Below are 23,963 nucleotides of genomic sequence, written 5' to 3'. Positions count from 1 at the left end.
GGATGACGGGGTCGGGGGGCGGTGCGTTGTTGTTGCCCTTCCTCCCCGGGTGATTCCGGACTGGGATGCGCGCGGCCCATGCGGGCGCCACGTGGCGCCCGCAAGGTCCAACGGCGTTGCGCCTCGGGCTAGAGGCCTGGAACGCGGGAGTACGCTGGCCGGCGACGGTTTGGCGTGTGACGGTGTCTGCGGCGATCGGATTCATGTTTCCTCCACCCTACGCGGGGAGTTGCGCGCAAAGTGGAGCGAGATGACGACCGCGTCAGGCCTGCGAGTCGATCTCCTTGAGATAGCTGCCCATCAGGTGGGCCGAGATGCCGGACTGCAGGTGGTTCCAGATTTCGTCCATGATCGTGAGTGACAGGACCTGGTCGGTAGTCCGGGAGGCGATCGAGCCGAGAGTTCCCTGCGCGCCGTCTGCGGCCGCATCGTCTCCGAGGAGGACTTCGGTCAGGCAGTGTCCGTACTCGTTGCTCAGGAGGCTGACGGTCGGGAGTTTCGGGACCATGTCGCGATAGTCGACAAAGCGGTAGATTCGGTTGGGAAACTCTTTCGCGAAGGCTTCGGCGGCGGCAGTGTTGCCGGTCATCGGCGCGCCGAAGGTGTAGACCTGCTGGACAGGGATCATCTGGCGCTGGAGCCGCCAGGCGGCGAGGACGGCGAGTCCGCCGCCGAGGCTGTGGCCCGTGACGAAGACAGGTCGTTCCTGTTTGCTGAACTCCGCATCGACGGCCTTGAAGAAGGGATCCCAGATTTCGCCGAGCGCTTCGATGAAGCCGCGGTGGAATCGCGCGCCGACGCCTGCGGCGGCGAAGTCGGTCCCTGCCCTGCCCTCCGGCAAGACGAGGAAGTTACGGGCGTTGGTCAGGAGCCAGTCCTTGAATCCATCGAGCGAGTTCGGACATTCCGATCCGCGGAAGGCGCAGACGATGGCCGTGGGAGATGTGCACACATAGCACTGGGTGTTGTCGACGCTCACGAGCTTCGCATCGACGTTGAGCAGTTCCCTGAATTTCGGGACGCCTTCGGTTTCGGGGAGATAGGCGAGGTCGCAGGCGGTGGCGAACCAGGCGGCGTTGCCCTTGGTTTTCGTCGTGGCGGAGACGTCGAGGGTCAGAGGCATGGGAGGATGTCCGTGAGTGCGGGTCGGAGGGTCGCGTCACATACTCGAACTGGTGGCTTCTGCGGGGGGACTCGAGGCGTCCGGAGTTGGGGCCGACGCGTCCACAGCGGGAGCGGCATCGCGGCCACCGATGAACCTTCGCCCTTCTCCGGCGGCCTTCCATTCATTGAGCGCCGCCTTCGAGATCTCCGTTTCCGGGCACCAGAGCTGTTTCAGGGCCGGGAGCGTCGCGATGGACTCCCGAAAGCCGGTGTCGCTGATCTTCGTGCGTGAGATGCGCAGCCGTTCCAGCTTCACAAGGGACGACAGGTCTTTGAGTCCGCGATCAGAAATCGCGGTTCCATCGAGATCGAGTTCTTTCAGTGACTCGAGTTTCGCAACGTGGTGGAGCGCCTTGTCATCGACGTCGGGATTGGCCATCTGCAGGACGACGCAATCGGGATGCTGCGCGATCGCGGCGTAGTTCGGACGATCCCAGCCGGTGAGGGTGACGTGCTTTTCACCGTCGACGATCCGGACTCGTTCTCCAAGATCGATCGGTTTCAACCGTGTGTAAGCCATGGGGAAGAGCGCGGCCGAGAGTCCGATCACGGTGAGCAGGGCCGGGCCGCGGGTTTTCGGCCAGGCGTTCCAGACGTGCCAGAGGGCGAGCGGAGGAATGAGCGTGACGGCCAGTCCGCGTTTCGCGCTCCGGCGAAAGGCCGTGACGAGCAGCCAGACGATGCCGAGTGCCGCCAGCAGGAGTCCGGCGTAGAGAATGACTTCGAGGGCGAAATCCGACATGGTTCCTCAGTGCGACGAACGAGCGTGGACTTGAGTCCAACTGGCCGACCCGTGAAGGAAAGTTCAACGTGCGGTGTCGCGCATGGCAAGGATGCGCTCTGCAACGGATGTATGGCCGAGGTCTGGGAAAACTCTGCCGGCCCTGCGAGATGCTGCCGGAAATCAACGCCTGCAAATCGCTTCCGAGTTTGACACGGGCCGCGTCGTCGCATCGCCACGCTAGGTTGAATGCGGTGACCTGCGAATTTGCGTCGGGGTTGCCACTTGGGGTGTCTCAGAAGGATGTGCCGGGCGCCATCGTGGCGACGGAGCGGTTTTTCCGGATTCACCGTCCGTTTTGATTTGAATGGCGCGGACTTCCGTGGCAGGATCATCTCTCACGAGCTGACTGCGACGGGACGCGCACGAAGTAGCCGCATTGAGGCACCTGGTCTCAGGAGACTTTTCGATGAATCGCGTACTCGCACTGGCTGCAGCATTGGTCTGCTCAGCCGCTTCCCAGGCCCAGGCCGCATATTGTTGCGGCGCGGCCAATTACAGCTGCTGTCCGGTGACATCGTGTCAGCCGACGGCGTGCTACACCGCGTGCAAGATCGAGCGGGAAACCCAGTACCGCACGGTGTATGAAACGTGCTATGTCCCCGAGCAGGTGACGTGCATGAAGACGGTGGCTGACACCGTGTACGAAGATGTGGCCGAGACGTGCTACCGGACGGAGTACGAGACGGCGTACCGCGACGTGCAGTACCAGACGTGCCGTCCGGTGACGCAGACGACCTACCGCGATGAGACGTATTGCGTCCAGCGGCCGGTGACCGAAACGCAGTACCGCGAATGCAACTACCAGGTGCAGGAGCCGGTGTGGGAGACGGTCAACCAGCAGGTGTGCCGGACGGTGTATGAGCCGGTGACGGAAACGATCAATCGCCAGGTGTGCCGGACCGTTTACCGCCAGGTGACGGAAACGATCAACCAGGAGCGTTGCTACACCGTGATGCAGCCGGTGACGACGTACCGCACGGTGCAGCGCGACTGCGGTCGGTGGGTGCAGCAGCAGTATTACCACCCGGGCCCGATGGTGCCGCGTTGCACGATCGACGCCTGCGGCGTGCCGCGGATGTGCATGGTGCAGGCTCCGGGCTTCACGACCTGTCGTCGGCAGTGGTGTCCGCAGATCGTCGCCCAGCAGATTCCCTGCACCACCTACCAGCCGCAGGTGGTTCGTCAGAGCTGCCCGGTGCAGGTGTGTCGGGTTGTGCCGCAGCAGATCGTGGAGAACTGCCCGGTGCAGGTGTGCCGGACGGTCGCCCGCCAGGTGACGGAGACGATTCCGCATCGCGTCTGCCGGATGACGTGCCGCACGGTGACGCAGCGGATTCCTTACCAGGTGTGCCGGATGGTGACCGAGCAGATGACCCGCAAGGTGCCGGTCCATACGTGCCAGATGGTGACGGAAGTCCAGACCCAGAAAGTCCCGTACTGTGTCGCGAAGCAGGTGCCTTTCCAGGTGACCCGCAAGGTTGCGAAGTGCGTCACCCGCCAGGAACCGGTGACCTACACCCGCATGGTTGCCAAGTGCACCCCGCGGCAGGTGGCTTACGAAGTGTGCCGGATGGTGCCGGTGCAGGAGTGCGGCGGACAGGTCTGCAACAACTGCGGACCGTCCGGCTCGGAGACTCCCCAGAACGGCATTCCGGAGCAGACCTCGCCGGCGGGTGGCTCGCCCACCAGCACCTACGAGCAGAGCACGGCCCGCCCGGTTCCGGAAACTCCGGCCGGTGGCGACCTTCCTTCGCTGAAGCCGATGGAAGAGGGTTCGGTTCCGCAGAAGAAGGATGCTCCGGCTGCTGAAGAGGCGGCTCCGGCAGGCGACCCGATTCCGGCGAAGAGCGCCTGATCGAGCTTCCGATTCGCGTTGAAACGCAGACAAGCCCGCGCGGGTGCGCGGGCTTGTCTGTTTTTGTGTCGGAGGTTCGACGCTGGCAGCGTCGAGAACGGAGGTCAGGCGCGTTTCAGCATCGGGCCTTCGTTGAGCACGCGTTTGCGCTCTCCGGTTTTGGCGGTCTTTGAGGCATCGCACTCGTACATCACGCGCCGCAGGTAGAGCTGCAGTTTGCGATCGGTGGGGGTCATCTGGGCGGGTTGCCGAGGGGCCCAGACGGTGGGAGCGCCTTGCGGCTGCACTTCGTGGACGGGGCCGAACACCATCGTGTCCGAGATGCGGGTGGTGATAAACAGGCCCAGGAAAATGCAGGCTCCCAGGAAGAGTTCAGCGAGGATGACGGCGACGGCCAGCGTGATGGGGTCGTCGGTTCCGTACCAACTGGCGAGGTGATACGTGAGCCCACCCGCGCCGAGGCAGAGCACGACACCGGTCAGCCCACGGCGGATGGCATTGGCTTCGGGGGAAAACATGGGGAGGCATCCTTGCCGGAACATCGGAATGTCGGGCTTTTAACGCGATCCGGCGATCCGCGGCAATCCGACTTTGCGGCGGGCCGAGGCGACGGGAGGGGGCGGGTTCCGCTGACAGGGACGAGGGAACGCGTGATTTGTGAAGAACTTACGGCAGATTGCTGCCGGTGGCCGGACGGCGATTCCGCGGCCGGGGTCCATTGCTTTTCCTTCGTCATCGGCGAATCCTTCTGGTATCGTCACTCGCGTCGAGTTCCGGGAATTTCCAGCGGTCGCTCCTGTCGCTTTCCGGGTTTCGTCTGATCGTTCCTGTCGTTCGCCATTTCTGGAGTCTGGTGCATGTCTGGCGCCAAAGCCCCCGCCGCCCCGATGCCGACGCAGTCGAAGGGTCCGCCGAAGGTCATGATGACCTCCGGGGATCGTCCCGACCCGGAAATCAACAAGCTGTTCCGCGCGCAGATCAAGTTCGAGGGCTCCGACCTTCACCTGCAGACGAACAAGCCGCCGATCCTCCGCATCCGCGGCACCCTGCGCGAACTGCAGATGCCGCCGATCACGGAAGAACAGATGTACAACATGTTCTACGAGATCATGGATGAGCGGCAGAAAATCATCTTCGAGAACGAAGGCGGGGCCGACCTCGCGCACATCGTCGAATACGAAGGGGACAAGTGGCGGTTCCGCGTGAACCTGTACAAGCAGCTCGGCATCCCCGGCATGGTCGCCCGTAAAATCGAGCGGACGATTCCGAACTTCGAAGGGCTGTACCTGCCGCCGGTGATGGAAGACCTCACCAAGTACGAGCAGGGGATGGTGCTGCTGGCAGGCGTCACCGGTTCTGGCAAGTCGACGACGATTGCGTCGATGCTGGACCTGATCAACCGCACCGAGCGCGTGCACATCCTGACGATCGAAGACCCGATCGAATTCATCTACAAGCAGGACAAGGCGCTGATCAACCAGCGCGAGCTGGGCATGGACGTCATCGACTTCCATGTGGCGATGAAGCATGCCGTGCGTCAGGACCCCGACATCATCCTCGTCGGCGAGTTGCGCGACCGCGACACGTTCGAAACGGCCATTCACGCGGCCGAAACGGGACACCTGGTGTTCGGTACGATTCACGCGTCGTCGGCACCGTCGACGGTCGGTCGTATTCTCGACCTGTTCCCGAACGACATGCACCAGGCGATCCGCGGGTCGCTGGCGTTCAACATGAAGGCGATCATCGCGCAGAAGCTGCTGCCGACGATCGTTGACAAGCCGAAGCGCGTGCCGATCCTCGAGATCATGCGGTTCAACGGCATCGTGAGGAAGCTGATCCTCGAAGGGGCGGACGAAAAGCTGATCGCCGCGATCCGCATCGGCAAAGAAGAAGGGATGCAGCTGTTCAACGACTCGATCTACGGGTTCGTGATGAAGGAGTACATCAGTCGGGCGACGGCGTTTGAAGTGAGCCCGAACGTGGAAGAGCTGAAGATGATGATCAAGGGAATCCAGGTGAAAGGGCCGGCGATTCTGTAGGTCGGCGATCATCGAGCATTACGGAACCATGGAGCGACGTCTCGAGTTTCGACATGAGCAATCGCACCTGGGTGTGTGTCCCCTGCGGGAAAACGTGGCGGCGCAGTCAGTCCGTTCGAAATCTGAACTGCCTTGTTTGCGGTGATCCGTGCGAGCAATTGCCGTGGAAGATGCGCGTTCCGCCGGCAACTCGGCGAACTCAGTGGCTGGCTTTCTGGAAGAAGTATCGCGAAGAGAAAAGGTTGCTGGCAGCTCATCTTCGCGGCGAACACTGTGGCAGAATTCAGCTCGAACTCTTGAACATGAGGCTGAATGGGCCGGCTGAAACTCCGGGTCAGGAGAAGGAGTCTGCGAAGAAGTGGACCCAACAACTGCGGCGTAGCAGAGCAGCGAGAGGGTGATCGGTGAACCCCGAAGGGGCGACACCGACGCGCATTCCATTCAAAGGCTGCCACCGAGGTCCATCGCCTCTCTCGGGGCCGGCAAACGCTCGCAGTGACGATGGGCTCACACAGTGGTTGCGATGCCACGCCGCCGACACGGCTATCCGTGTTGCGGCGAGCGTTGAGACGGGCTTAAGCTGGTTTGAGGACGTCGATGAGGATCGACAGTCCGGCCGCAGCGATTTGTTTCTGCCTTGATCACTTGCACTCAGTGCTGTTCCCACGGGAGCCCAGGCGATGAAACCACTCCGACGCGCGTTCACCTTGATCGAACTGCTGGTGGTCATTGCGATCATCGCCATCCTGATCGCGCTGCTGTTGCCGGCGGTGCAGCAGGCCCGCGAAGCGGCCCGCCGCACCCAGTGCAAGAACAATCTCAAGCAGATCGGTCTGGCCATGCACAACTACATGGATGTGCATGGCATGCTTCCGCCCGGGATGATTCACAACGGCATTGCCGCCAGTATGTGGGCGCAACCAGCAGGACAGTCGCATGTGTTGAACCACACTGCCTGGACTCTTGTGCTGCCGTATCTTGAGCAGGCCAATCTGTATAACCAGTTCAACGCGGCCGTGGCGTCGAACAACGCCCAGCATACCGGCAGCGCGCCTTTGGCGGTGTGGGGCGATCCGGTCGTGAATCGTCCCGTCACGAGTCAGCTCATCCCGGCGTTTCTCTGCCCGTCGGCCAGTCCGGTGACCCGCATGACACTGGCGGCCGGCCCCTATGCCGCGACCGAAGCCGCTCCAATCACCTATCTGCTGGCATCCGGCGGAACAAGCGAGTTCAACACGACGTGGACCGGCGCGACGGTGAATGGAACCCTGCAGGACGGTCGCGTCGTGCCGGTCAATGGAGCGTTCGGCAATAACGCGTCGGCCCGGATTCGGGACTTTACCGATGGGACCAGTAATACCCTGATCGTTGGCGAGTCCAGCCTGACCAAGCACAACCCCGCCTATATCGCCGTCTGGGGTCAGGGGAAGCAGCAGGCACTCTACGGGATTACGTTCGCGCAACCCGGGAGCGTGTACGAATGCCTGGGGAAGATCAACCAGAAAGCGGGGCCGTGTCTGACGCCCCCCACGGCGTCGCAGGGGCATTTCGGCTGGACGTATTCAAGCCAGCACACCGGTGGAGCACACTTCGGGTTGGGAGACGGTTCCGTCCGATTTATCAGCGAAAATACGGACTGGATCACGCTCTGTCTCACGAGCTTCATTCGCGACGGCCATGTCGTCGGCCAGTTCTGAGCGACCTTCGCTGAAATCTCCTTGACCGTTGTCGCGTTCACTTTCGCAGCGAGAACTTCATGATGTCGCGCCCGAGAGGTCTGTTAACGGCCATTGTGGTCAGCGGAGCATCCCTGCAGGCCGCGGGATGCGGCGGGGTTACGAACGAGAACGTGCCTACTCGGGTCGTCACCGAAGACGAACTCCCCAAAGCCGGCGAACTTCCTCCCCCGCCATCAGCACCGGCGCCCAGGCCCAAACGCAAGCAATGATCGCCGGGTCATGCTGACCTTCCCGTTGTTCCCGGAATGATTCCGAATCGCAGTTTCAGGATTACTGATGCCAATGCCGCAACGATTGGCCCTCTTCTTCGCTGTGCAGTGCGCGGCGTTCTTCGGAGCGGGCGATGTCCGGGCAGATCGGCCCAACGTCATCGTGGTCATGACCGATGACCAGGGTTACGGCGACTTCTCGTGTCACGGCAATCCCGTTCTGAAGACTCCGCACCTCGACCGCCTTCACGGGGAGAGCATCCGGCTGACGGACTTTCACGTCGCCCCAATGTGTACACCGACACGCGGCCAGCTGATGACGGGTGTCGACTGCCTGCGCAACGGCGCGATGAACGTGTCCAGCGGCCGGACGATGCTGCGGCTGAAATTCCCGACCGCCGGAGACCTGTTTACGCAGGCCGGATATCGAACCGGTCAGTTCGGCAAGTGGCATCTGGGAGACACCTATCCCTATCGGCCGCAGGATCGTGGGTTTCAGGAGACGGTTTTCTTCCCCTCGTCGCACGTCGGCTCCGCGCCCGATTTCTTCTCCAACGACTACTTCGATGACGTCTATTCGCACAATGGAGTCCGCGAGAAGTACGAGGGCTACTGCACCGATGTTTTCTTTCGCGAAGCGATGCAGTGGATGAAGCGTTCCGCCGAAGCCGGGGCCCCGTTCTTCTGTTACCTCGCGACGAACGCGCCCCACGGCCCCTGGTACGCCCGCGCGGAGGATCGCCAGCCCTACGCAGACCAGAAAGAGATGGTGGCTGGCTTCTTCGGAATGCTGGCCAATATCGACGACAACATGGGACGCCTGGAGACGTTCCTGACCGAGTCCGGCCTCAAGCAGAACACGCTGCTCGTGTTCCTGACAGACAATGGCGGCGGAGCGGGACTTTCCGTGTTCAACGCCGGAATGCGCGGCGGCAAAGTCCAGCTTTATGAAGGGGGCCATCGCGTCCCCTGTTTCATCCGCTGGCCGGACGGAGCGCTCAGGCCGCCGGGCGACCTCGCGAGCCTGTGCGAGGTTCAGGATCTACTTCCGACGCTGCTGGACTTGTGTGACGTGTCCACCACTACGAAGTTCGATGGCCTCAGCCTGGCCTCGCAACTTCGGGGATCGGACACGCCCCTGCCCGATCGTACGCTCGTCATTCAATACAGCCGGATGGACATCCCCGCGCCCCGCTTCGGTGATGCGTGTGTCCTGCACGGTCCCTGGAGACTCGTGTCGGATCGGGAGTTGTATGACCTGCGATCAGATCCGCGGCAGTCCCGGAATGTTCTCAGCCAGCATCCGGATGTCGTCGACAGGCTGCGAACGGCCTATCGAAAATGGTGGGACGGGATTGAACCGGGCCTCAATCAGCGCGAAGCGCTCATCATCGGTTCCGAAGCCGAGAACCCAGTCCTGCTCTCGCCCGCTGATTGGGAAGACTCTTTCCTCGATCAGGGGAAGCAGGTCCGTGAGGGCTTGCGGCGAAACGGCGGCTGGAACGTCGAAGCGGCCCAGGCCGGAGAGTATCGCTTCACGCTGAGGCGCTGGCCCGCCGAAGCGCCGGGACCGATCACTGCGGGAAAACCGGAAGAGAAGAACACCGCTGGAGTATTCCCAGCCGGCGTCGCTTTGCCAGTTGCCTCAGCCCGCATCGTCGTCGGCGACCAGAGTGACGAGAAAAAGGTCGCAGCGGAGGACGAGGCCGTCGAGTTCACGCTGACCTTGCCCGCCGGGCGAACCCAACTTCGGACCATGCTTCTCGACGCCGCCGGCCAGGAGATCGCAGGAGCTTACTACGTCAACGTGCATCGACGCTGAACGATTCGCCACCGCTCGGAAGGACGCTGTCGCGGGTTTCCGTGCAGCAAGAAGGCCGAATGTGGTGAATTTTTGCCGGGCCGCCATCTCGATGGCGGCCGCTCCGTTTCCGCCCGGGCCGCTGCTATGCTGCTTCGATGGCTGCACCCGTCCGCGTTCTTGTGATCGCCCGTGATCAGACTGATCGCGTCCAGAACGCGCTGCGCGTCATTGAGCCGCAGTTGCGGAAGCGGGCCGCGATCGAGATCGTCGATGTCGCGACGAGCGACGACTGCTGCTCGGAAGGGCTGGATGTCGATCTGGCGATCGTGCTGGGGGGCGACGGGGCGATCCTGCGTTCGTGCCGACAGTTCGGCGAGCACCAGCTGCCGATCCTGGGGGTGAACCTCGGGCGGCTCGGGTTTCTCGCGGACGTGATGCCAGAGGAGCTGGAGAAGGCGCTGCCGCAAATCGAGGCTCGCCGGTTTCATGTGGTCGAGCACCTGATGTTCATTACCGAGCATCGGCGGGCGAACGGCGAGACCGCGAGTTACCTGGGGCTGAATGAAACGGCCCTGATGGCGGGGGGCTCGCTGTCGATGCTCGACGTCGATCTGGCGATTGACGACGAACGGGTGACGACGATCAGCGGCGATGGAATCATCGTCAGTACGCCGGTGGGATCGACGGCACACAGTCTGTCGGCGGGGGGGCCGATCCTTGCGCAGAACCTGCAGGCGTTCGTGATCACGCCGATCTGCCCGCACGCGCTGACGATCCGGCCGATCGTGGAACATGCGGATCACGTGTATGAGCTGTCGATGCCGGAGGCCCAGGAGGGGGTGACGCTGGTGGTGGACGGGCAGATCAAGACGCCGTTCCAGTCGGGGGACCGCGTGACGATCCGCAAGGCGCCGGTTTCGTTCCTGCTGGCCCGGCTGCCGGGGCACAGTTTTTACAATGCCCTGCACCGCAAGCTCGGCTGGGGGGGGCAGGCGAGGTATCAGAGGTAGTGGGTAGTGGGTAGTGGGTAGGAATGGGCGGGTTGTTGTTGCGACGGGGACCGCGACAATCGGCGGGATGAATCTGGACGAAGAACACAGCCGGCCGGTCGTCGCTCCTTCGCGTCTACGGAATTTCGGGCGGGCGCTGGGCAGTCGCAACTACCGGCTGTTCTTTGCGGGTCAGGCGGTTTCGCTTGTCGGGACATGGATGACGCGGATGGCGTCGAGCTGGCTCGTGTTCCGGCTGAGCGGCGCGAATGCCAACTGGCTGCTGGGCGTGGTGAATTTCGCGGGGCTGGCGCCGACGTTTTTTCTAGGACCTGTGGCCGGCGTTTTTGTCGATCGCTGGGACCGGCGGCAGGTTCTGATCGCGACGCAGGTGCTGTCGTTCGTGCAGTCGGTGGCGCTGGCGATCGTGGCGTTTCTCGGCGAGCCGGCGGAGGCCACGATCTGGCTGATTGCGGGGCTGAACCTGTTCCAGGGCGTGATCAACGCGTTCGACATGCCGGCGCGGCAGGCGCTGCTGGTGGAGATGGTCGAAAAGCGAGAAGACCTTCCGAATGCCATTGCGCTGAATTCGTCGCTGGTCAACGGCTCGCGGCTGGTGGGGCCGGCGCTGAGCGGGATGATCATCGCCGCGGTGGGGGAGGCGTGGTGTTTCGTGATTGACGCGGTCAGCTACCTGGGGGTGATCGTTGCGCTGGTGGCGATGCGGATCGCGGCGCGGCCGCGCTTGCATGTGGCGGCGTCGGTCGGTCGGCATTTTGTGGAGGGGGTGCGTTACGCTGCCGGGTTCCCGCCGATCCGGGCCCTGCTCCTCCTGATCGGAGTGGTGAGTTTCGCGACGATGCCGCAGAGCGTGCTGCTGCCGGTGTTTGCGGCGGAAGTTCTGCATGGGGGCTCGAATACGCTGGCCTTTCTCTCGGCGTCGATGGGACTGGGGGCGTTTGGCGGGGCGCTGTACCTGGCTTCGCGGTCGACGGTGCTGGGTCTGGGGAAGGTGATCATCGCGGCCAATCTGATGCTGGGGGCGGGGCTGATCGGGTTTTCAGAAAGCACGACGGCGTGGATTTCGTGCGTGCTGCTGGTGCTGACGGGCGCGGGGATGATGGTGCAGATGGCGGCGGCCAATACGCTGATCCAGACGCTTGTGGACGAAGACAAGCGGGGGCGAGTGATGTCGTTCTTCGGGATGGCGTTCCAGGGGACGGCGCCGTTCGGCAGCCTGCTCGGCGGCTGGCTGGCGGCCCGGTTCGGGCCGAGCGCGGTTGTGCTCGGTTCCGGGGTGGTGGTTCTGACCGCGGGCGGGGCGTTCGCCAGCCAGTTGAGGCGGCTTCGGCGGCACGCGAGGCCCATCTACGTCCAACGCGGAATCCTGCCGGATACGGCGGCCGGCATGAACGCGGCGTCGGAGCTGCCGCCGGTGGCGCCGACGTGACCGCGCCGAAGTGGCGTGTGATGCGTTAGAACTTGCCGGAGGCGTGAGGGCGACTCACGGAGAACTGAATCGGCAGGGTGAGAGCGAATGGCGACGAAACGAGCGGTGATCCTGGTGAGCGGAGGGCTCGATTCGGCGACGGCGCTGGCCGAGGCGCGGGCGGCGGGATTCGAGTGCTACGCGATGTCGTTCCATTACGGGCAGCGGCATGACGAAGAACTCGCGGCGGCCGGGCGGGTGTGCGATGCGCTCAGGGTGGCGAAGCACGTCGTGATCGACCTCAACCTGCGGTCGATCGGGGGCTCGGCGCTGACGGCGGACATCGAAGTTCCGAAGCATCGCGACGAAGGAACGATGTCGGCGGGAATCCCGGTGACGTATGTGCCGGCGCGAAACACGGTGTTTCTCTCGATCGCGCTGGGCTGGGCCGAGACGCTGGGGGCGTTCGACCTGTTCATCGGCGTGAACGCGGTCGACTACAGCGGTTATCCCGACTGCCGGCCGGAGTTCATCGCGGCGTTTGAAACGCTGGCGAATCTGGCGACGCAGGTGGGTGTGGAGGGAAAGGGCCGGTTCCAGATCCACACGCCGCTGATCCGGCTGACGAAGGCGGAGATCATCCGCCGCGGCGTGGAGCTGGGAGTCGACTTCGGCCTGACGCACAGTTGCTACGACCCCACGCCCGAAGGAAGGCCCTGCGGGGCGTGCGATTCCTGCATCCTGCGGGCGAAGGGTTTTGCTGAGGCAGGGCTGTCGGATCCGGCGTTGAAGCCGTAAACGACGCTGGCAGCGTCGACGACGAAGCGTCAGGGCTGTTCGCGCGTCTGCATGAAGAGGGCTTTCTTCTCGCCGGGGAGCGTGAAGTCGAAGCCGCAGTTCTTGAAGAAGTCTTCGGTGGAGGTGACGACCATGACTTCGAAGACGGCGCGATCGGTGGCGAAGTCGACGCAGGCCTTCACCAGCCGCTTGCCGACGCCCTGCCCCTGTGCGCTGCGGGCGACGCAGAGGCTGCGGATTTCGGCGAGCTTGCGGGAATAGATCTCGAGGGCTGCGAAGCCGATGATCTGGCCGTTCGATTCGCAGACGAATCCGGTGGGGACGAGGCTCTGCAGCTCGTCCCAGGTGCGCGGGAGGAGTTTGCCGCCATCGACGAAGGGCTCGATGAGGTCTTCGATGTTTTCCAGGTCATCGAACCGGGCGGGACGGATGGTCGAAGACGCTTCAGGGGCGGGTTCGGTCATGGACGTCGCTCCGTGGTCGAGAGCGTCCGAGAAGAGGGGGAGATCCATCCAGGCAACGTTTGCCATCAGAAACAGCTCGCGGAAAAAGTCGAAACCCTGAAATGCGAAACCCCACGGTTCAGGCGACGAGACGAGTCTCGTTCACCTGTGAACCGTGGGACATTCCTAAGGCGGGTGGAATAGCGGGAATCGTCCGTTCTGGAAAGACCGACCGACTGCCTCGCTGGTTCCCTCCGCGTTGACTTGCTCCCGGCCGCCGGTTTCCCGGCGGCCGGGTGTGATCTCACTCTACGGAATCGTCAGAGTCCGCAACGTCACCGCCGACGGCCGGGGTTTCCCGCTTCTTCTTGGCGGGTCCGCGGCGGAACACGGCCATGACATCTTCGGCCGGCACGACGTAGAGGACGTTATCGGATTCCAGATCGACGGGAATCGCGTTTTTGGGATGGAAGAGGACCTTGTCGTACTTACGGACGGGGAAGTCTTCGGCGTTTGCGATTTCCGCGCTGACGTCAACGACGCGGCCGGTGATGGTGGGAATTTCCGCCCTGTCGGGAAGAACGATTCCGCCCCGGGTTTTCTGGCGTCCCTCATCCTTCCGAATGAGGATCCGCGGACCGAGCGGTTCGACATATTCGTGGATCGCCATGGTTGTTACCTCTCATGCGTGCGCCGAGACGTTCGATCCGGATGACAGCGGCGAGTCGCTCACTCAAGGTGACGCTGCACATCGGAAAGGTCATCTGATGCACTGGCAAAGTATACGAGCGAGGGGAAGGCAGGACGACAAGTGATTGCTTCCGATTCTTCAAAAGCATTTGTGAGAATCGACCGTACGCCGATTGGACAGGTTCGCACGTCAGGCCGTGTTTGAAGAGAATAGCGCCCATTGACGCCGCCGTTCAAAAAAGTCCGGCCGGTATGAGGGTTTCCCTTAATACAGACGCACCGTCTGTCACGCCGTGAACCGAATTTTCCTGACGCTGTCGATCGCCGCCAACTTTGCGCTGGCGGCCGCCGTCTGGTACGGGCTGGGGGTGCATGACGAGTCGCGGGACCTGCAGGCGGTCAAGCACGCGGTCTCGATGCACCTGCTGGTTGCACTGGGCGCGTCGCTGCTTGTCCTCATGCTGCATGCGGTGGTGCTGACCTACTTCATGGGGACCGGGCGCTGGCTGGAAGACACGACGACGGCCTACCGGCTGGACGAGCGGTTCCGGCAGCGGAACATCCGGCTGAAGTACAAGGCGATCCCGGGAATGGTGCTGTGCATGCTGCTGGTGATCGTCACCGGGGCGTTCGGCGCGTCCGCCGATCCTCTGCCGACAGCTGCGTCGACGATGACGTCGACGATCCACTTCACGCTGGCGATGGCGCTGGTGGGCCTGAACCTGCTGGTGTCCGGGCTCGAATACGCCGCGATTTCACAGAACGGGCGGCTGGTGGCGGAAGTGGTCGGAGAGGTGAGACGGATCCGGAAGGAGCGCGGGCTCGACGCATAGGGTTCGGGCGTCGATTTTGATGGCGGTTGCAGCGTGAGATGCACTGGCGGAGCCAGTGCCACCCCTGGGCTGTGCGTGTCCGCTACTTCTTCGCCTTCGCCTTCGCCTTGGCCTTCCGTTTTTTTGACTTGGGCCAGCCCTGCTGCATCTGGCTATAGGACTCGGCGGAGATTGTCGAATCCTTCTTGGAGCGGCTCTTCCCGGCTTTCTTCTGGCGATTGATGTTTTCGACGAGTGAGTTCCTGGGCTTCGCGCCGCCGGCCTTCTTCCCTGAGCGACCGGACGACTTGGTGGACGACTTGCGAACAGCCATGAAGGGCTCCCGGGGCGAATTCGTGTTCCGAATTCGTTAAGCAGCCGGCATGCCGGGGCGGCTTTGCACCAGGAATGAATCTGGGCGCAACTCGTGGAAGACGGCCGGCATAGCCGGCCCTACGGCTTGTGGCGTGGGTCAGATACCGCCGGTGACGGTGGCGCGGCCGACTCGGCCGATTCCGAGGATGTAGGCCGCGGTTCTCAGGTGAACCTTCTTTTCCTCGGCGACGCTCCAGACGCGATCGAAGCTTTCGGACATGACGTTTTCGAGCTGTTCGCGAACCTGGTCCAGCTTCCACTTGAAGTACTGGCGGTTCTGGACCCATTCGAAGTAGCTCACGGTAACGCCGCCGGCGTTGGCGAGGATGTCGGGGACAACGATGATCTCCTTCTTCTCGAAGATCTCATCCGCTTCGGGAGTGGTGGGGCCGTTGGCTGCCTCGATGATGGCCTTGGCGCGGACGTCCGCGGCGTTTCCCTTGTGGAGCACTCCCCCGAGCGCGGCCGGGATCAGGATGTCGACGTCGAGGGCGAGCAGTTCGGGGTTCGAGATCTCGTCGGATTCGGGGAAGCCTGAGACCTTGCCGTTGGTGGCGCTGTACTCGAGCAGTTTCGGGATATTCAGCCCGTTTCTGTTCCGGACTCCGCCGAAGGCATCGGAGACCGCGACGACCTTCGCTCCCATTTCGTGGAGGAACCTGGCGCAGAAGCTTCCGACGTTTCCGAAGCCCTGCAGGGCGACGGTCATGCCGGTGATCGGTTTCTTGAGCCGCCCGGCGAGGCAGCGGGCGATGATGCCGACTCCGCGACCGGTCGCTTCTTCGCGACCTTCCGCGCCATGGAGGTCGACCGGCTTTCCGGTGACGCAGGCGGGGCTGAAGCCGTGGTACTTTTCGTACTGGTTCATGATCCAGGCCATGACCTGGGCATTGGTTCCCATGTCGGGGGCGGGGATGTCTTTATCGGGGCCGATGACGTCGTGGATTTCGTCGACGAATTTCCGGGTGATTCGTTCGAGTTCGCCCTGGCTGAGCTTCTTCGGGTCGATGGCGATGCCTCCCTTCGCGCCGCCGTAAGGGAGATTGACGACCGCGGTTTTCCAGGTCATCAGGCTGGCGAGCGCGAAGACTTCGCCCGTGTCGACTTCGGGATGGAAGCGGAGTCCGCCCTTCATCGGCCCGCGGGCCTTGTCGTGCTGGATGCGGTAGCCGATGTAGGTCTGCACCTGTCCGTCATCCATCTCGACGGCGACCTGGACTCGCACTTCGCGGAGGGGCGTCGAGAGCAGCTTGCGCATGTTGGCCGAGAGCCCCATCACCTCGGCAGCATGGTCGAAATAGCGTTGTGCATCGTCGGCGGCGCTCATCGCAGGCGGGCTCCCATGTGTGCAGCGGGCAGGATTCGAGTGGAAGGAGAACGTGTTTCGGCGGAGTGCGTCAACCGCGAGTTCGGATGCGCATCGGAACCTGAGTTCCGGCTTATCGGGAGGGTTTGCCCTCTTTGCCGGGGCTGTGGAATCGGGATGTTTGTGCGGACCGGCTTTCGACTGTAGACCGATGTGAGGATCCGGCCGCACTTCGCTGCGGGAGCGGCGTGGCCGCCGGTGAATCTCCTACCGTCCCTTTCCCGGGAACGCTAAGCTGAAGAATACTCGTTACTGACTACTGACTTGAGAAATTGGCCGTTATGAATGCACGTCCGGATCAGGATCGAGGGCCGTCTCGATCGCGCGATGGCTTCAGCATCCTGGAACTTCTGGTCTCGATCGGGGTCATCGGCATCATCCTGGCGCTGATCCTGCCCGCGGTTGCCGATTCGCGGGAAGCGGCCCGGCGCACGCAATGTTCCAACCATCTGAAGCAGATCGGTCTGGCGCTGCACAACTACCACGATGTCCACAACTCTTTTCCGCCGGGGGGGGTCTTCTCGAACGAGTTGAGCTGGCATGTCTTCATCCTGCCCCAGATGGATCAGGGCCCGCTGTACGCGCAGTTCAATTTCGGCCACGGCAAATACTTCTCGGCGACTCCCAACGGCAAAGGGAATCCGCACGGCCTGGCCCGCATTGACGCATATCTCTGCCCTTCGGGCGATATCGAGCATTCCCAGACATCGCTCGACAAGGTCGACGATCAGTATCCCTGGACGACGCACTACTACGGGATCATGGGACCCCGCGGTGAAAAGCCCGGCGGGGGGGAATACCGGCTGGTTCCGGGGTTCGGTCCGTTCGGCGACCAGGGGCTGTTGAGCGCCCAGTCGAACAAGAAGGCCGCGGATATCACTGACGGGGCATCGAACACGTTCGTCGTCGGCGAGATTTCGTGGTCGGAAGCCAACAGCTATCGCACGTGGGTTCGCGGCGTGAACGGCAACCCGATGAGCGGATGCAAGAATGTTCTGACGTCGATCGGTCAGACGTTCTTCAACAACGGCGCCGGGTTCAATGACATCTCCCTGGGAAGCGAGCATCCGGGGGGGACGCATGTGCTGATGGGGGACGGCGGCGTCCGTTTTCTGTCGGACACGATCGACCTGATCACCTACAAGGCGGCCGCCAGCATTGATGGCGACGAAACTGAGCAGCTGTACTGAGCGGAGTCGCCGTTCCGCTCTGGCGGGGTGCGTGGCCGAGGTGGAATGAGCGAACTGTGGTACTGGAGGTCGAACGAGCGCGTCCGCGGTCCGCTGGTGACCGAGGAACTCGAAGCGCTTGTCCTCAAACAGCGGCTCGCCGACTCGGATGCCGTGCGTCTTGAAGGAGCGGAGGAATGGCTTCCCGCGTCCGAGATCCGGAAGCTGTTTCTCAACTCGGCCGGTGATTCTCCCGCAGCGACGGCGGCCCGGCTGCTTGAAACCGCGGCCTCGCGCCGACTGCAATCCAGTTTGTCTGCCGGGAAGGCGTCCCGTTTCCGCGGCGTGTTCGAGCGGCTGTCGGAGATGGCCAGCGGACTCGCCAGCGGGCTGGTACAGCTGGTGGTCCAGACGTTCGAGACTCTGACCGGCTGGCTCGGTCGCCGTGGACGGATGCTGGTGACGATCGTCGCAGCGGTTGCGGTTGTCACGACGCTGGCGATCCGGTTCGTGTCCTGGTCGCCCAGCGATGCGACTCGTCTGCACCGTCTGGATGCGATGTGGCGGCAGGTGGAGGCGATTCACAACGACCAGAAGCCGATGCCGGAGGAACTGGCGGCCGAGATGGAAGCGATGCAGGTCGACCTGGAACGGATGCTGCGCGAACGGCCGGTGTCTGGATCGTCGACCGCAGCGAGGAAGTCGGCTTTAGCGCGGCGGGAGATGCTGTTCGCCACGCGCGAGATGCGGACGCTGACGGAGGAGTCGGACGCGTCGGCGCGGCGCCGGGTCGATCATGCACTCGAAGCCGCAAAGGACTTCCTGACCGGATCGACCGCGACGTTTGAAACTCCGAACGATGGCCGGCCGGCCGTCTCGAGTCGATCGACCGAGATGATCGCGATCATTGTGATCGACACGATCCTCGTGGGGCTGTTCCTGGGCTGGTGGGCGATTGGCCGCGGCCGCGGTTGAGTCGCTGCCTTGAGGACTGCTCGCTCGAAACGGGGACGTGGCGCGTCAGTTCTTCAGGGCGATTTCTTCTTCCATCTTTTCGCGACGCCGCGTGGCGATGAAGTCGTCCGCCCACTGTTCGATCTGGCGGGCCTCTTCTCCTTCGACGGTCCTTGCCTTGGTCTGGACGCCGTCTGGAGACTGGCCTCCGCTGAGTTCGCCCATTCTGGCGGCCACGTTCTGCCAGGTGAGGTCCTGAAACCAGCGGCCGGCAAGGTTGATGGCGATCCAGTCGAGCGTGTTGGCGGGTCGGGCCATGGTCTCGACGGTGAAACGGAGTCCGGGGCTGCGACCTTCGGCGAAGAAGCTGACGACGCCGGCGAGCGGATGCCCTTCGACGGTCGTGAACGTCACCCGATCGGGATCGCATTGATGGACGCGGACCTGGATGTTGCCCCGCCCGGGGAGGTGTGCGCAGAGGGTCGCGCCGTTCTCCACCTGCTGCGGTGCGCCGGGCTCGGCACTGAAATCGATGGGCATCACCTCGTTGATACGGGTCTTGAACAACGTCATCAGCCCTTCGGCGTCGACGGCGGCGTCCGCGAGGTCGATCCAGAACTGCTTGTGTTCCAGTCGGCCGACACCGGTGTGCAGCGGGTTCTCAAGCAGCGTGTCGGCCAGTTCGCGGAGGGCATCGGCGAGTGGAGTCGGCGGGATGCCGAGCGTGTCGACGAGGGCGTTGGGCCCGCCTTCGGCGATCATGTTCTCTTCGACGAGCATCGTCAGCTTGGATTCGTTCAATGGGAGCTCCGCCTGGCCTGGGAGGAACCGGCGGCCGCGTTCGAAGGCCCAGAGCGTGCTCTTCACAAGGAACGCGGGAAGCGGCAGCGGGAGCGCCGGTCGATCGGTCAGTTCGGACAGCGTGTGGAGAAGCTCGGACACGGTGATCACTTCGGCGCCGGCGACTTCGAGGATTTGCCTGGAAAGCTCGGGGCGCGTCACGCACTTCGCGACGGCCTTGCCGAAATCCTTGAACCACAGCGGCTGGAAGCGATGCTGTCCCAGGCCGATCTCGGGAACGACGGGCGACGTCCTCACCATCTTGAGGACCATCGAAATCATCTCGTCGCCGGGGCCGAAGACGTGGCCCGGACGCAGGATCACCCACTCCCGCGGGAACCTGGAAACGAGCTGTTCGGCCTCGATCTTCGATCGGTGATAGGGGGACGTCCCGCGATCGGCTCCGAGCGAGGAGATGAACACGAAGCGTTTCACGCCGGCCCGGCTGGACGCCTCGAGAACGTGGCGCGTTCCTTCCACGTTGACCCGTTCGAAAGTGATCTCCGGCGGCTTCTCATCGACGATGCCGGTGACGTGGATCACGACGTCGCAGCCACGGGCCGCTTCATCGAGGGAGGCCGGGTCCGTGACATCGCCGTTGAGGCACTCCACACCGGCGGGCCATTCTGCGGCCTGCTCTTCGGCGTGTCTCGACAGCAACCGTACCTGGTGTCCGGCGGCGAGCAATTCGGGGATCACTCCGCGTCCGACGACGCCGGTTCCCCCTGTGACCAGCAGCAACATCGCGATTTTCTCCTTCGGATTCGCGAAGGCAGAGCAATTGGCGGGCCGCATCCCCCCTTGCGAGTGGGGCGCTTCGGTTTACCATCAGGCCGAGCGTCCGCCAGGGCGCGGTGAGGGAACTTCGTGGACGGAGCGTCCGTGTCGAATCGCGAATCGATCGGCCCGTGTCGCAGGTACTGGGATTCGTGAAATGGCTTCTTCCCGCGTGCTCAGTGTGGGCCAGTGTGGCTTCGACAGCGCCTCGCTCGAGCGTTTTTTCGAGCAGGATCACTCAGCGGAGGTCGACAGCGTCGACAGTGCGCGGGATGCGCTGAGCCGGGTGGCCTCCGAGAAATATGACCTCGTGCTGGTGAACCGCCGGCTGGACATGGATGGTTCGTCAGGCGTCGCGCTGCTCGAAGAACTGCAGGCGCAGGCTCCTGGCGTTCCCGTGATGCTCGTCAGCGACAAAGCGGACGCGCAGGCGGAGGCGGTCGCCAAGGGGGCATTGCCGGGATTCGGGAAGGGGGCACTGCGGTCGCCCGAGACGGCAGAGAAAATCCGCGTCGCGCTGAAACGCAGCGGCGGTGAGGAGCGGCTTCCGTAACGCGAAGTTCACGCGGCGGGCGTCGGCGCGAGGCGCGTCCAGCTGGTGGCTTTTTCGTACATGCGCGCGGCGCGCAACAGCCGTTCTTCCTCGAACGGGGGGGCCTGAAGCTGCAGGCCGATTGGCAGTCCGTCGCTGCTGAAGCCGCAGGGGATGGAGATTCCCGGGAGACCGGCGAGGTTGGCGCTGATGGTGTAGATGTCCATGAGGTACATCGCCAGCGGGTCGGTCGTCAGGGAGCCGAGGGGAAAGGCGGGCGTCGGGGAGACGGGCGAGACGATGAGGTCGACCTGCTCGAACGCCTTGTCGAAATCCTGCCGGATCAGTCGACGGACCTTGAGGGCCTTGAGGTAGTAGGCCTCGTAGTAACCGGAGGAGAGCGCGAACGTACCGAGCATGATGCGCCGCTTGACTTCTTCGCCGAAGCCTTCGCCGCGGGATGCGGCGTACATGTCGATCATGCCGTCGAAGTTCGCCGCGCGGTGGCCGTAGTGGACTCCGTCGTACCGCGCGAGATTGCTCGACGCCTCGCACGACGCGATCAGGTAGTAGGCGGCGATGCAGTACTTCGAGTGAGGGAGCGAGATGTCGACGACGGTGGCGCCGAGCGACTTGTAGACGTCGATCGCCTGGCGCGTTGCTCCGGCGACGTCGGCGTCGAGGCCTTCGACAAAGTGCTCCCGCACGACGCCGACGCGCAGGCCGGCCAGGGGCTGTTCGAGAGTTTTCGTGTAGCCTTGCGCGGGGCGGTTCACGGAAGTGGAGTCGCGCGGGTCGTGCCCCTCGATCGCTTCCAGGAGGGCCGCCGCGCCGAACACATCGGGGGCAAATGGTCCGATCTGGTCGAGTGAACTGGCGTACGCGACGAGGCCATAGCGGGAGACACGGCCATAGGTCGGTTTCATGCCGACGACGCCGCAGAAGGAGGCGGGCTGGCGGATCGAGCCCCCGGTGTCGGTTCCCAGCGAGAGGGGCGTCATTCCTCCGGCGACGGCTGCAGCGGAGCCGCCGCTGGAGCCACCCGGGGTGCGGTCGAGGTTCCAGGGATTGCGCGTGACCTTGTAGGCCGAGTTCTCGCAGGACGAGCCCATGGCGAACTCGTCCATGTTCGCCCGGCCGAGGAGGACGGCCCCGGCCTGTTTCAGCTTCGTAACCGCGTGTGCGTCGTAGGGAGGGACAAACGACTTCAGCATGCGGCTGGCGCAGGTGGTCGGTTGGCCGGTCTGGCAGAGGACGTCCTTGATGGCGATGGGGATGCCGGCGAGGGGGCCGAGGGCTTCGCCGCGGCCGCGGCGCGCATCGACCTCGGCGGCCTGCTTCAGGGCGTCTTCGCGGTCGACATGCAGGAATGCGCCGATCGCTCCATCGCGCTGGGCGATCAGGGCCAGGCAGCGCTCTGTGAGAGCCACGGAGGTGAGCGCGCCGGAGGTCAGTTGGGAGATCAGGTCAGACGTCATGGAGCCACGAACAATTCGTCAGAAAAAAGAGAACCACGGATCAGACGGATGAGACGGATAAAAACAGAGGACGGGGCCTCAGCGAGAATGAACCGTGGCTTCGACTCGAGGGTGATGTCCCTGCCAGGAGTTGATCAGAGAAGGGCGCCCTGCTTCGAAGAACGACATTCGCAGTTCATTCTCTGAAAAGCTCCACAAGGTCACTTCTCATCCAGGATCGGCGGGACGAGGAAGTACTTTCCGTCGGACCTGGGGGCGTTGGAGAGGGCGGCTTCGCGGGGAAGCGATGGCCGGGGATCGTCGGCGCGGAACACGTTCGTCAGCTCGATGGCGTGGGCCATCGGTTCGACGTTCGAGACGTCGAGCTCGTTGAGCTGGTCGACGTAGTGCAGCACTTTCGACAGCTCGTTTGCGAGCTTCGCGACCTGAGGTTCGTCGAGTTTCAGCCGGCTGAGCCGGGCGACTCGCCGGACGACATCGGGGGTGAGTTCATCGGACATGTCTGCTTCTACTCCTGGGCCATGCCGGGACGCCAGCCGAACAGGTACATGGCGCGCGGGACGTTGGCTTCAAACAGCCGCTTCAGGGGATCGATGGCCGCGGAAGACGAGGCGGCGGACTCGCTGCTGGCGCTCAGCACATCGAAGAGCCCGGTGGGGAACTGGTATTCGACGATCCGGGCGGACTTGAGTCCCAGCTGCGTCTTGAGGTCTTCGGTGGCGTCGTCGTCGTAGCCGATGACGTCGACCAACCCGTTCTCGAGCCCCTGCTGTGCGGTGTAGATCTGCCCCGTGGCGAGTTTGCGGATCGCCGCGTCATCCAACCTGGCGCGGCCGGTGTCGATGACGTTGACGAACCGTGCGAATGCGTCGTCGATGATCGCTTTCCAGACCGCTTCCTCTTCCGGCTTCATGGGGTTGAGGGGATCGAGAGTATTCTTGAGCGGGCCGGTCACGAGCGGTTCGGACTTGATGCCCCACTGCTTTGCGAAGTCGGAGACGTCGTAGCGCGGAACGATCACGCCGATCGAGCCGACCCAGGTGGTGGGCTCGACGAAGAGCTTCGCTTTCGGTCCGGCTCCCATCGCGACGTAGTAGCCGCCCGAGGCGGCGAGCCGCTTCATCGAGACGACAATGGGCTTCTTCTCGGCGAGCTTCTGGAGGCGGTGGTAGATCTGGTGGCTGTCGGCCACGAGTCCGCCCGGGCTATCGATGATGAGGACGACCCCTTTGACCGCATCGTCTTCCGAGATTTTCTTGATCGCCTTCAGCCAGCGGTCGGTGGACGGCGGCATGATGACGCCGCTGATTTCCAGCCGTGCGATCTTGTCGGTGGCGATCAATTCTCCCGAGTGGAACTTTTCGTAGGGCTTCTCTCCGGAGGCGTATTCCTGGAAGGCCACGGACTGGGCGAAATTCGCCAGAAGTGAGAGCAGCAAAAGGAATACGAGCAGCCGGACCAGCCATTTGCGGGATCGCGGAGGGGCTGGCGGAGGGGGCGGAGGGACGTAATACGGAGGGGCTTCCGGCATCAAATGGCAATCCTGGTAAGTCGCGGTGAGCTTGCCGACAAAGCCGTAAGCACGGTCAGCGACGATTCTTGCAAGGGAAAACAATCGCTTCGGCCCTTAGAGCCGTCACAGATCGTCCGCCGGGCCGACGATAAAACGGTCGACGCCGTGCTGACCGATCGTATGGACTTTGGTGAACAGGTC

Annotated in this window: 22 protein-coding genes; 11 read left to right on the top strand and 11 right to left on the bottom strand. The window is 63.4% G+C overall.

What is annotated here, in order from left to right:
• Window positions 1-262: 262 nt before the first annotated feature.
• Together Pan44_RS09975 and Pan44_RS09970 are read right to left on the bottom strand one after the other, a co-directional pair.
• On the bottom strand, window positions 263-1,123 hold the full coding sequence (locus Pan44_RS09975; RefSeq protein WP_145029705.1) for a lipase family protein: 861 nt from the start codon (window positions 1,121-1,123) through the stop codon (window positions 263-265).
• A gap of 36 nt (window positions 1,124-1,159) precedes the next feature.
• A complete protein-coding gene (locus tag Pan44_RS09970; RefSeq protein ID WP_145029703.1) occupies window positions 1,160-1,906 on the bottom strand; it encodes a hypothetical protein in 747 nt (248 codons plus the stop codon).
• 448 nt (window positions 1,907-2,354) lie between these two features.
• Here Pan44_RS09970 and Pan44_RS09965 point away from each other — a divergent pair, with 448 nt between their 5' ends.
• A complete protein-coding gene (locus Pan44_RS09965; RefSeq protein WP_145029701.1) occupies window positions 2,355-3,803 on the top strand; it encodes a hypothetical protein in 1,449 nt (482 codons plus the stop codon).
• A gap of 104 nt (window positions 3,804-3,907) precedes the next feature.
• Here Pan44_RS09965 and Pan44_RS09960 read toward each other — a convergent pair whose 3' ends face one another.
• On the bottom strand, window positions 3,908-4,321 hold the full coding sequence (locus Pan44_RS09960) for a hypothetical protein (protein WP_145029699.1): 414 nt from the start codon (window positions 4,319-4,321) through the stop codon (window positions 3,908-3,910).
• Window positions 4,322-4,660: 339 nt separating this feature from the next.
• Here Pan44_RS09960 and Pan44_RS09955 point away from each other — a divergent pair, with 339 nt between their 5' ends.
• The 6 genes from Pan44_RS09955 (at window position 4,661) to queC (ending at window position 12,813) form a co-directional block, all read left to right on the top strand.
• Window positions 4,661-5,845, top strand: coding sequence for a type IV pilus twitching motility protein PilT (locus Pan44_RS09955; RefSeq protein ID WP_145029696.1), 1,185 nt, complete (start codon window positions 4,661-4,663; stop codon window positions 5,843-5,845).
• A gap of 680 nt (window positions 5,846-6,525) precedes the next feature.
• The gene (locus Pan44_RS09950) at window positions 6,526-7,542 is read left to right on the top strand and encodes a DUF1559 domain-containing protein (protein ID WP_145029694.1); all 1,017 of its coding nucleotides are present in this window, start codon (window positions 6,526-6,528) and stop codon (window positions 7,540-7,542) included.
• Between the two features lie 324 nt (window positions 7,543-7,866).
• Complete coding sequence (locus tag Pan44_RS09945) at window positions 7,867-9,615, top strand: arylsulfatase (protein WP_197453988.1); 1,749 nt, start codon at window positions 7,867-7,869, stop codon at window positions 9,613-9,615.
• Between the two features lie 137 nt (window positions 9,616-9,752).
• Entirely contained in the window at window positions 9,753-10,607 is an 855-nt protein-coding gene (locus tag Pan44_RS09940; protein ID WP_145029690.1) for an NAD(+)/NADH kinase, read from the top strand.
• Between the two features lie 67 nt (window positions 10,608-10,674).
• On the top strand, window positions 10,675-12,036 hold the full coding sequence (locus tag Pan44_RS09935; protein ID WP_145029688.1) for an MFS transporter: 1,362 nt from the start codon (window positions 10,675-10,677) through the stop codon (window positions 12,034-12,036).
• Between the two features lie 87 nt (window positions 12,037-12,123).
• A complete protein-coding gene (gene queC / locus Pan44_RS09930) occupies window positions 12,124-12,813 on the top strand; it encodes a 7-cyano-7-deazaguanine synthase QueC (protein ID WP_145029686.1) in 690 nt (229 codons plus the stop codon).
• A 29-nt stretch (window positions 12,814-12,842) separates the two neighbouring features.
• On the opposite strand, the gene Pan44_RS09925 is transcribed toward queC, so the two are convergent.
• Together Pan44_RS09925 and Pan44_RS09920 are read right to left on the bottom strand one after the other, a co-directional pair.
• Window positions 12,843-13,343, bottom strand: a complete 501-nt coding sequence (locus Pan44_RS09925) for a GNAT family N-acetyltransferase (RefSeq protein ID WP_231754269.1) — start codon at window positions 13,341-13,343, stop codon at window positions 12,843-12,845.
• 217 nt (window positions 13,344-13,560) lie between these two features.
• On the bottom strand, window positions 13,561-13,926 hold the full coding sequence (locus Pan44_RS09920) for a co-chaperone GroES (RefSeq protein ID WP_145029684.1): 366 nt from the start codon (window positions 13,924-13,926) through the stop codon (window positions 13,561-13,563).
• A gap of 313 nt (window positions 13,927-14,239) precedes the next feature.
• On the opposite strand from Pan44_RS09920, the gene Pan44_RS09915 reads away from it, so the two are divergent.
• Window positions 14,240-14,779, top strand: a complete 540-nt coding sequence (locus tag Pan44_RS09915) for a hypothetical protein (protein WP_145029682.1) — start codon at window positions 14,240-14,242, stop codon at window positions 14,777-14,779.
• An 82-nt stretch (window positions 14,780-14,861) separates the two neighbouring features.
• Here the strand turns inward: Pan44_RS09915 and Pan44_RS09910 are convergent, their stop codons facing one another.
• Both Pan44_RS09910 and Pan44_RS09905 read right to left on the bottom strand, forming a co-directional pair.
• Window positions 14,862-15,092 carry a hypothetical protein gene (locus Pan44_RS09910; protein WP_145029681.1) on the bottom strand — a complete coding sequence of 77 codons (231 nt, stop codon included), beginning with the start codon at window positions 15,090-15,092 and terminating at the stop codon, window positions 14,862-14,864.
• 138 nt (window positions 15,093-15,230) lie between these two features.
• Window positions 15,231-16,460: a Glu/Leu/Phe/Val family dehydrogenase gene (locus tag Pan44_RS09905; RefSeq protein ID WP_145029679.1), complete on the bottom strand. Its 1,230-nt coding sequence runs from the start codon at window positions 16,458-16,460 to the stop codon at window positions 15,231-15,233.
• Window positions 16,461-16,780: 320 nt separating this feature from the next.
• On the opposite strand from Pan44_RS09905, the gene Pan44_RS09900 reads away from it, so the two are divergent.
• Together Pan44_RS09900 and Pan44_RS09895 are read left to right on the top strand one after the other, a co-directional pair.
• Window positions 16,781-17,689, top strand: coding sequence for a DUF1559 family PulG-like putative transporter (locus tag Pan44_RS09900; RefSeq protein WP_145029677.1), 909 nt, complete (start codon window positions 16,781-16,783; stop codon window positions 17,687-17,689).
• Between the two features lie 45 nt (window positions 17,690-17,734).
• Window positions 17,735-18,643: a GYF domain-containing protein gene (locus Pan44_RS09895; protein ID WP_145029675.1), complete on the top strand. Its 909-nt coding sequence runs from the start codon at window positions 17,735-17,737 to the stop codon at window positions 18,641-18,643.
• A gap of 45 nt (window positions 18,644-18,688) precedes the next feature.
• Here Pan44_RS09895 and Pan44_RS09890 read toward each other — a convergent pair whose 3' ends face one another.
• Window positions 18,689-20,206 carry an NAD-dependent epimerase/dehydratase family protein gene (locus tag Pan44_RS09890; RefSeq protein ID WP_197453987.1) on the bottom strand — a complete coding sequence of 506 codons (1,518 nt, stop codon included), beginning with the start codon at window positions 20,204-20,206 and terminating at the stop codon, window positions 18,689-18,691.
• Window positions 20,207-20,396: 190 nt separating this feature from the next.
• Between Pan44_RS09890 and Pan44_RS09885 the strand changes: the two genes are divergently transcribed.
• Entirely contained in the window at window positions 20,397-20,792 is a 396-nt protein-coding gene (locus tag Pan44_RS09885) for a response regulator (RefSeq protein ID WP_145029671.1), read from the top strand.
• A gap of 8 nt (window positions 20,793-20,800) precedes the next feature.
• On the opposite strand, the gene gatA is transcribed toward Pan44_RS09885, so the two are convergent.
• The 3 genes from gatA to sppA all read right to left on the bottom strand — a co-directional run bounded on the left by gatA (window position 20,801) and on the right by sppA (window position 23,780).
• Entirely contained in the window at window positions 20,801-22,249 is a 1,449-nt protein-coding gene (gatA, locus tag Pan44_RS09880; protein WP_145029669.1) for an Asp-tRNA(Asn)/Glu-tRNA(Gln) amidotransferase subunit GatA, read from the bottom strand.
• Window positions 22,250-22,449: 200 nt separating this feature from the next.
• Complete coding sequence (gene gatC, locus Pan44_RS09875; protein WP_145029667.1) at window positions 22,450-22,749, bottom strand: Asp-tRNA(Asn)/Glu-tRNA(Gln) amidotransferase subunit GatC; 300 nt, start codon at window positions 22,747-22,749, stop codon at window positions 22,450-22,452.
• 8 nt (window positions 22,750-22,757) lie between these two features.
• A complete protein-coding gene (sppA, locus tag Pan44_RS09870; RefSeq protein WP_145029665.1) occupies window positions 22,758-23,780 on the bottom strand; it encodes a signal peptide peptidase SppA in 1,023 nt (340 codons plus the stop codon).
• Window positions 23,781-23,963: the final 183 nt, after the last annotated feature.

The sequence above is a fragment of the Caulifigura coniformis genome (assembly GCF_007745175.1).
Lineage (GTDB): Bacteria > Planctomycetota > Planctomycetia > Planctomycetales > Planctomycetaceae > Caulifigura > Caulifigura coniformis.
Note: the sequence above shows the minus strand (reverse complement) of the source record. Positions and strands in the feature narration are given on the sequence as shown.

Bases quoted from the DNA above. Each gene is read 5' to 3' on its own strand.
- Pan44_RS09975 (WP_145029705.1), bottom strand. From the start codon at position 1,123: ATGCCTCTGACCCTCGACGTCTCCGCCACGACGAAAACCAAGGGCAAC.
- Pan44_RS09970 (WP_145029703.1), bottom strand. From the start codon at position 1,906: ATGTCGGATTTCGCCCTCGAAGTCATTCTCTACGCCGGACTCCTGCTG.
- Pan44_RS09965 (WP_145029701.1), top strand. From the start codon at position 2,355: ATGAATCGCGTACTCGCACTGGCTGCAGCATTGGTCTGCTCAGCCGCT.
- Pan44_RS09960 (WP_145029699.1), bottom strand. From the start codon at position 4,321: ATGTTTTCCCCCGAAGCCAATGCCATCCGCCGTGGGCTGACCGGTGTC.
- Pan44_RS09955 (WP_145029696.1), top strand. From the start codon at position 4,661: ATGTCTGGCGCCAAAGCCCCCGCCGCCCCGATGCCGACGCAGTCGAAG.
- Pan44_RS09950 (WP_145029694.1), top strand. From the start codon at position 6,526: ATGAAACCACTCCGACGCGCGTTCACCTTGATCGAACTGCTGGTGGTC.
- Pan44_RS09945 (WP_197453988.1), top strand. From the start codon at position 7,867: ATGCCGCAACGATTGGCCCTCTTCTTCGCTGTGCAGTGCGCGGCGTTC.
- Pan44_RS09940 (WP_145029690.1), top strand. From the start codon at position 9,753: ATGGCTGCACCCGTCCGCGTTCTTGTGATCGCCCGTGATCAGACTGAT.
- Pan44_RS09935 (WP_145029688.1), top strand. From the start codon at position 10,675: ATGAATCTGGACGAAGAACACAGCCGGCCGGTCGTCGCTCCTTCGCGT.
- queC (WP_145029686.1), top strand. From the start codon at position 12,124: ATGGCGACGAAACGAGCGGTGATCCTGGTGAGCGGAGGGCTCGATTCG.
- Pan44_RS09925 (WP_231754269.1), bottom strand. From the start codon at position 13,343: ATGGCAAACGTTGCCTGGATGGATCTCCCCCTCTTCTCGGACGCTCTC.
- Pan44_RS09920 (WP_145029684.1), bottom strand. From the start codon at position 13,926: ATGGCGATCCACGAATATGTCGAACCGCTCGGTCCGCGGATCCTCATT.
- Pan44_RS09910 (WP_145029681.1), bottom strand. From the start codon at position 15,092: ATGGCTGTTCGCAAGTCGTCCACCAAGTCGTCCGGTCGCTCAGGGAAG.
- Pan44_RS09905 (WP_145029679.1), bottom strand. From the start codon at position 16,460: ATGAGCGCCGCCGACGATGCACAACGCTATTTCGACCATGCTGCCGAG.
- Pan44_RS09900 (WP_145029677.1), top strand. From the start codon at position 16,781: ATGAATGCACGTCCGGATCAGGATCGAGGGCCGTCTCGATCGCGCGAT.
- Pan44_RS09895 (WP_145029675.1), top strand. From the start codon at position 17,735: ATGAGCGAACTGTGGTACTGGAGGTCGAACGAGCGCGTCCGCGGTCCG.
- Pan44_RS09890 (WP_197453987.1), bottom strand. From the start codon at position 20,206: ATGTTGCTGCTGGTCACAGGGGGAACCGGCGTCGTCGGACGCGGAGTG.
- Pan44_RS09885 (WP_145029671.1), top strand. From the start codon at position 20,397: ATGGCTTCTTCCCGCGTGCTCAGTGTGGGCCAGTGTGGCTTCGACAGC.
- gatA (WP_145029669.1), bottom strand. From the start codon at position 22,249: ATGACGTCTGACCTGATCTCCCAACTGACCTCCGGCGCGCTCACCTCC.
- gatC (WP_145029667.1), bottom strand. From the start codon at position 22,749: ATGTCCGATGAACTCACCCCCGATGTCGTCCGGCGAGTCGCCCGGCTC.
- sppA (WP_145029665.1), bottom strand. From the start codon at position 23,780: ATGCCGGAAGCCCCTCCGTATTACGTCCCTCCGCCCCCTCCGCCAGCC.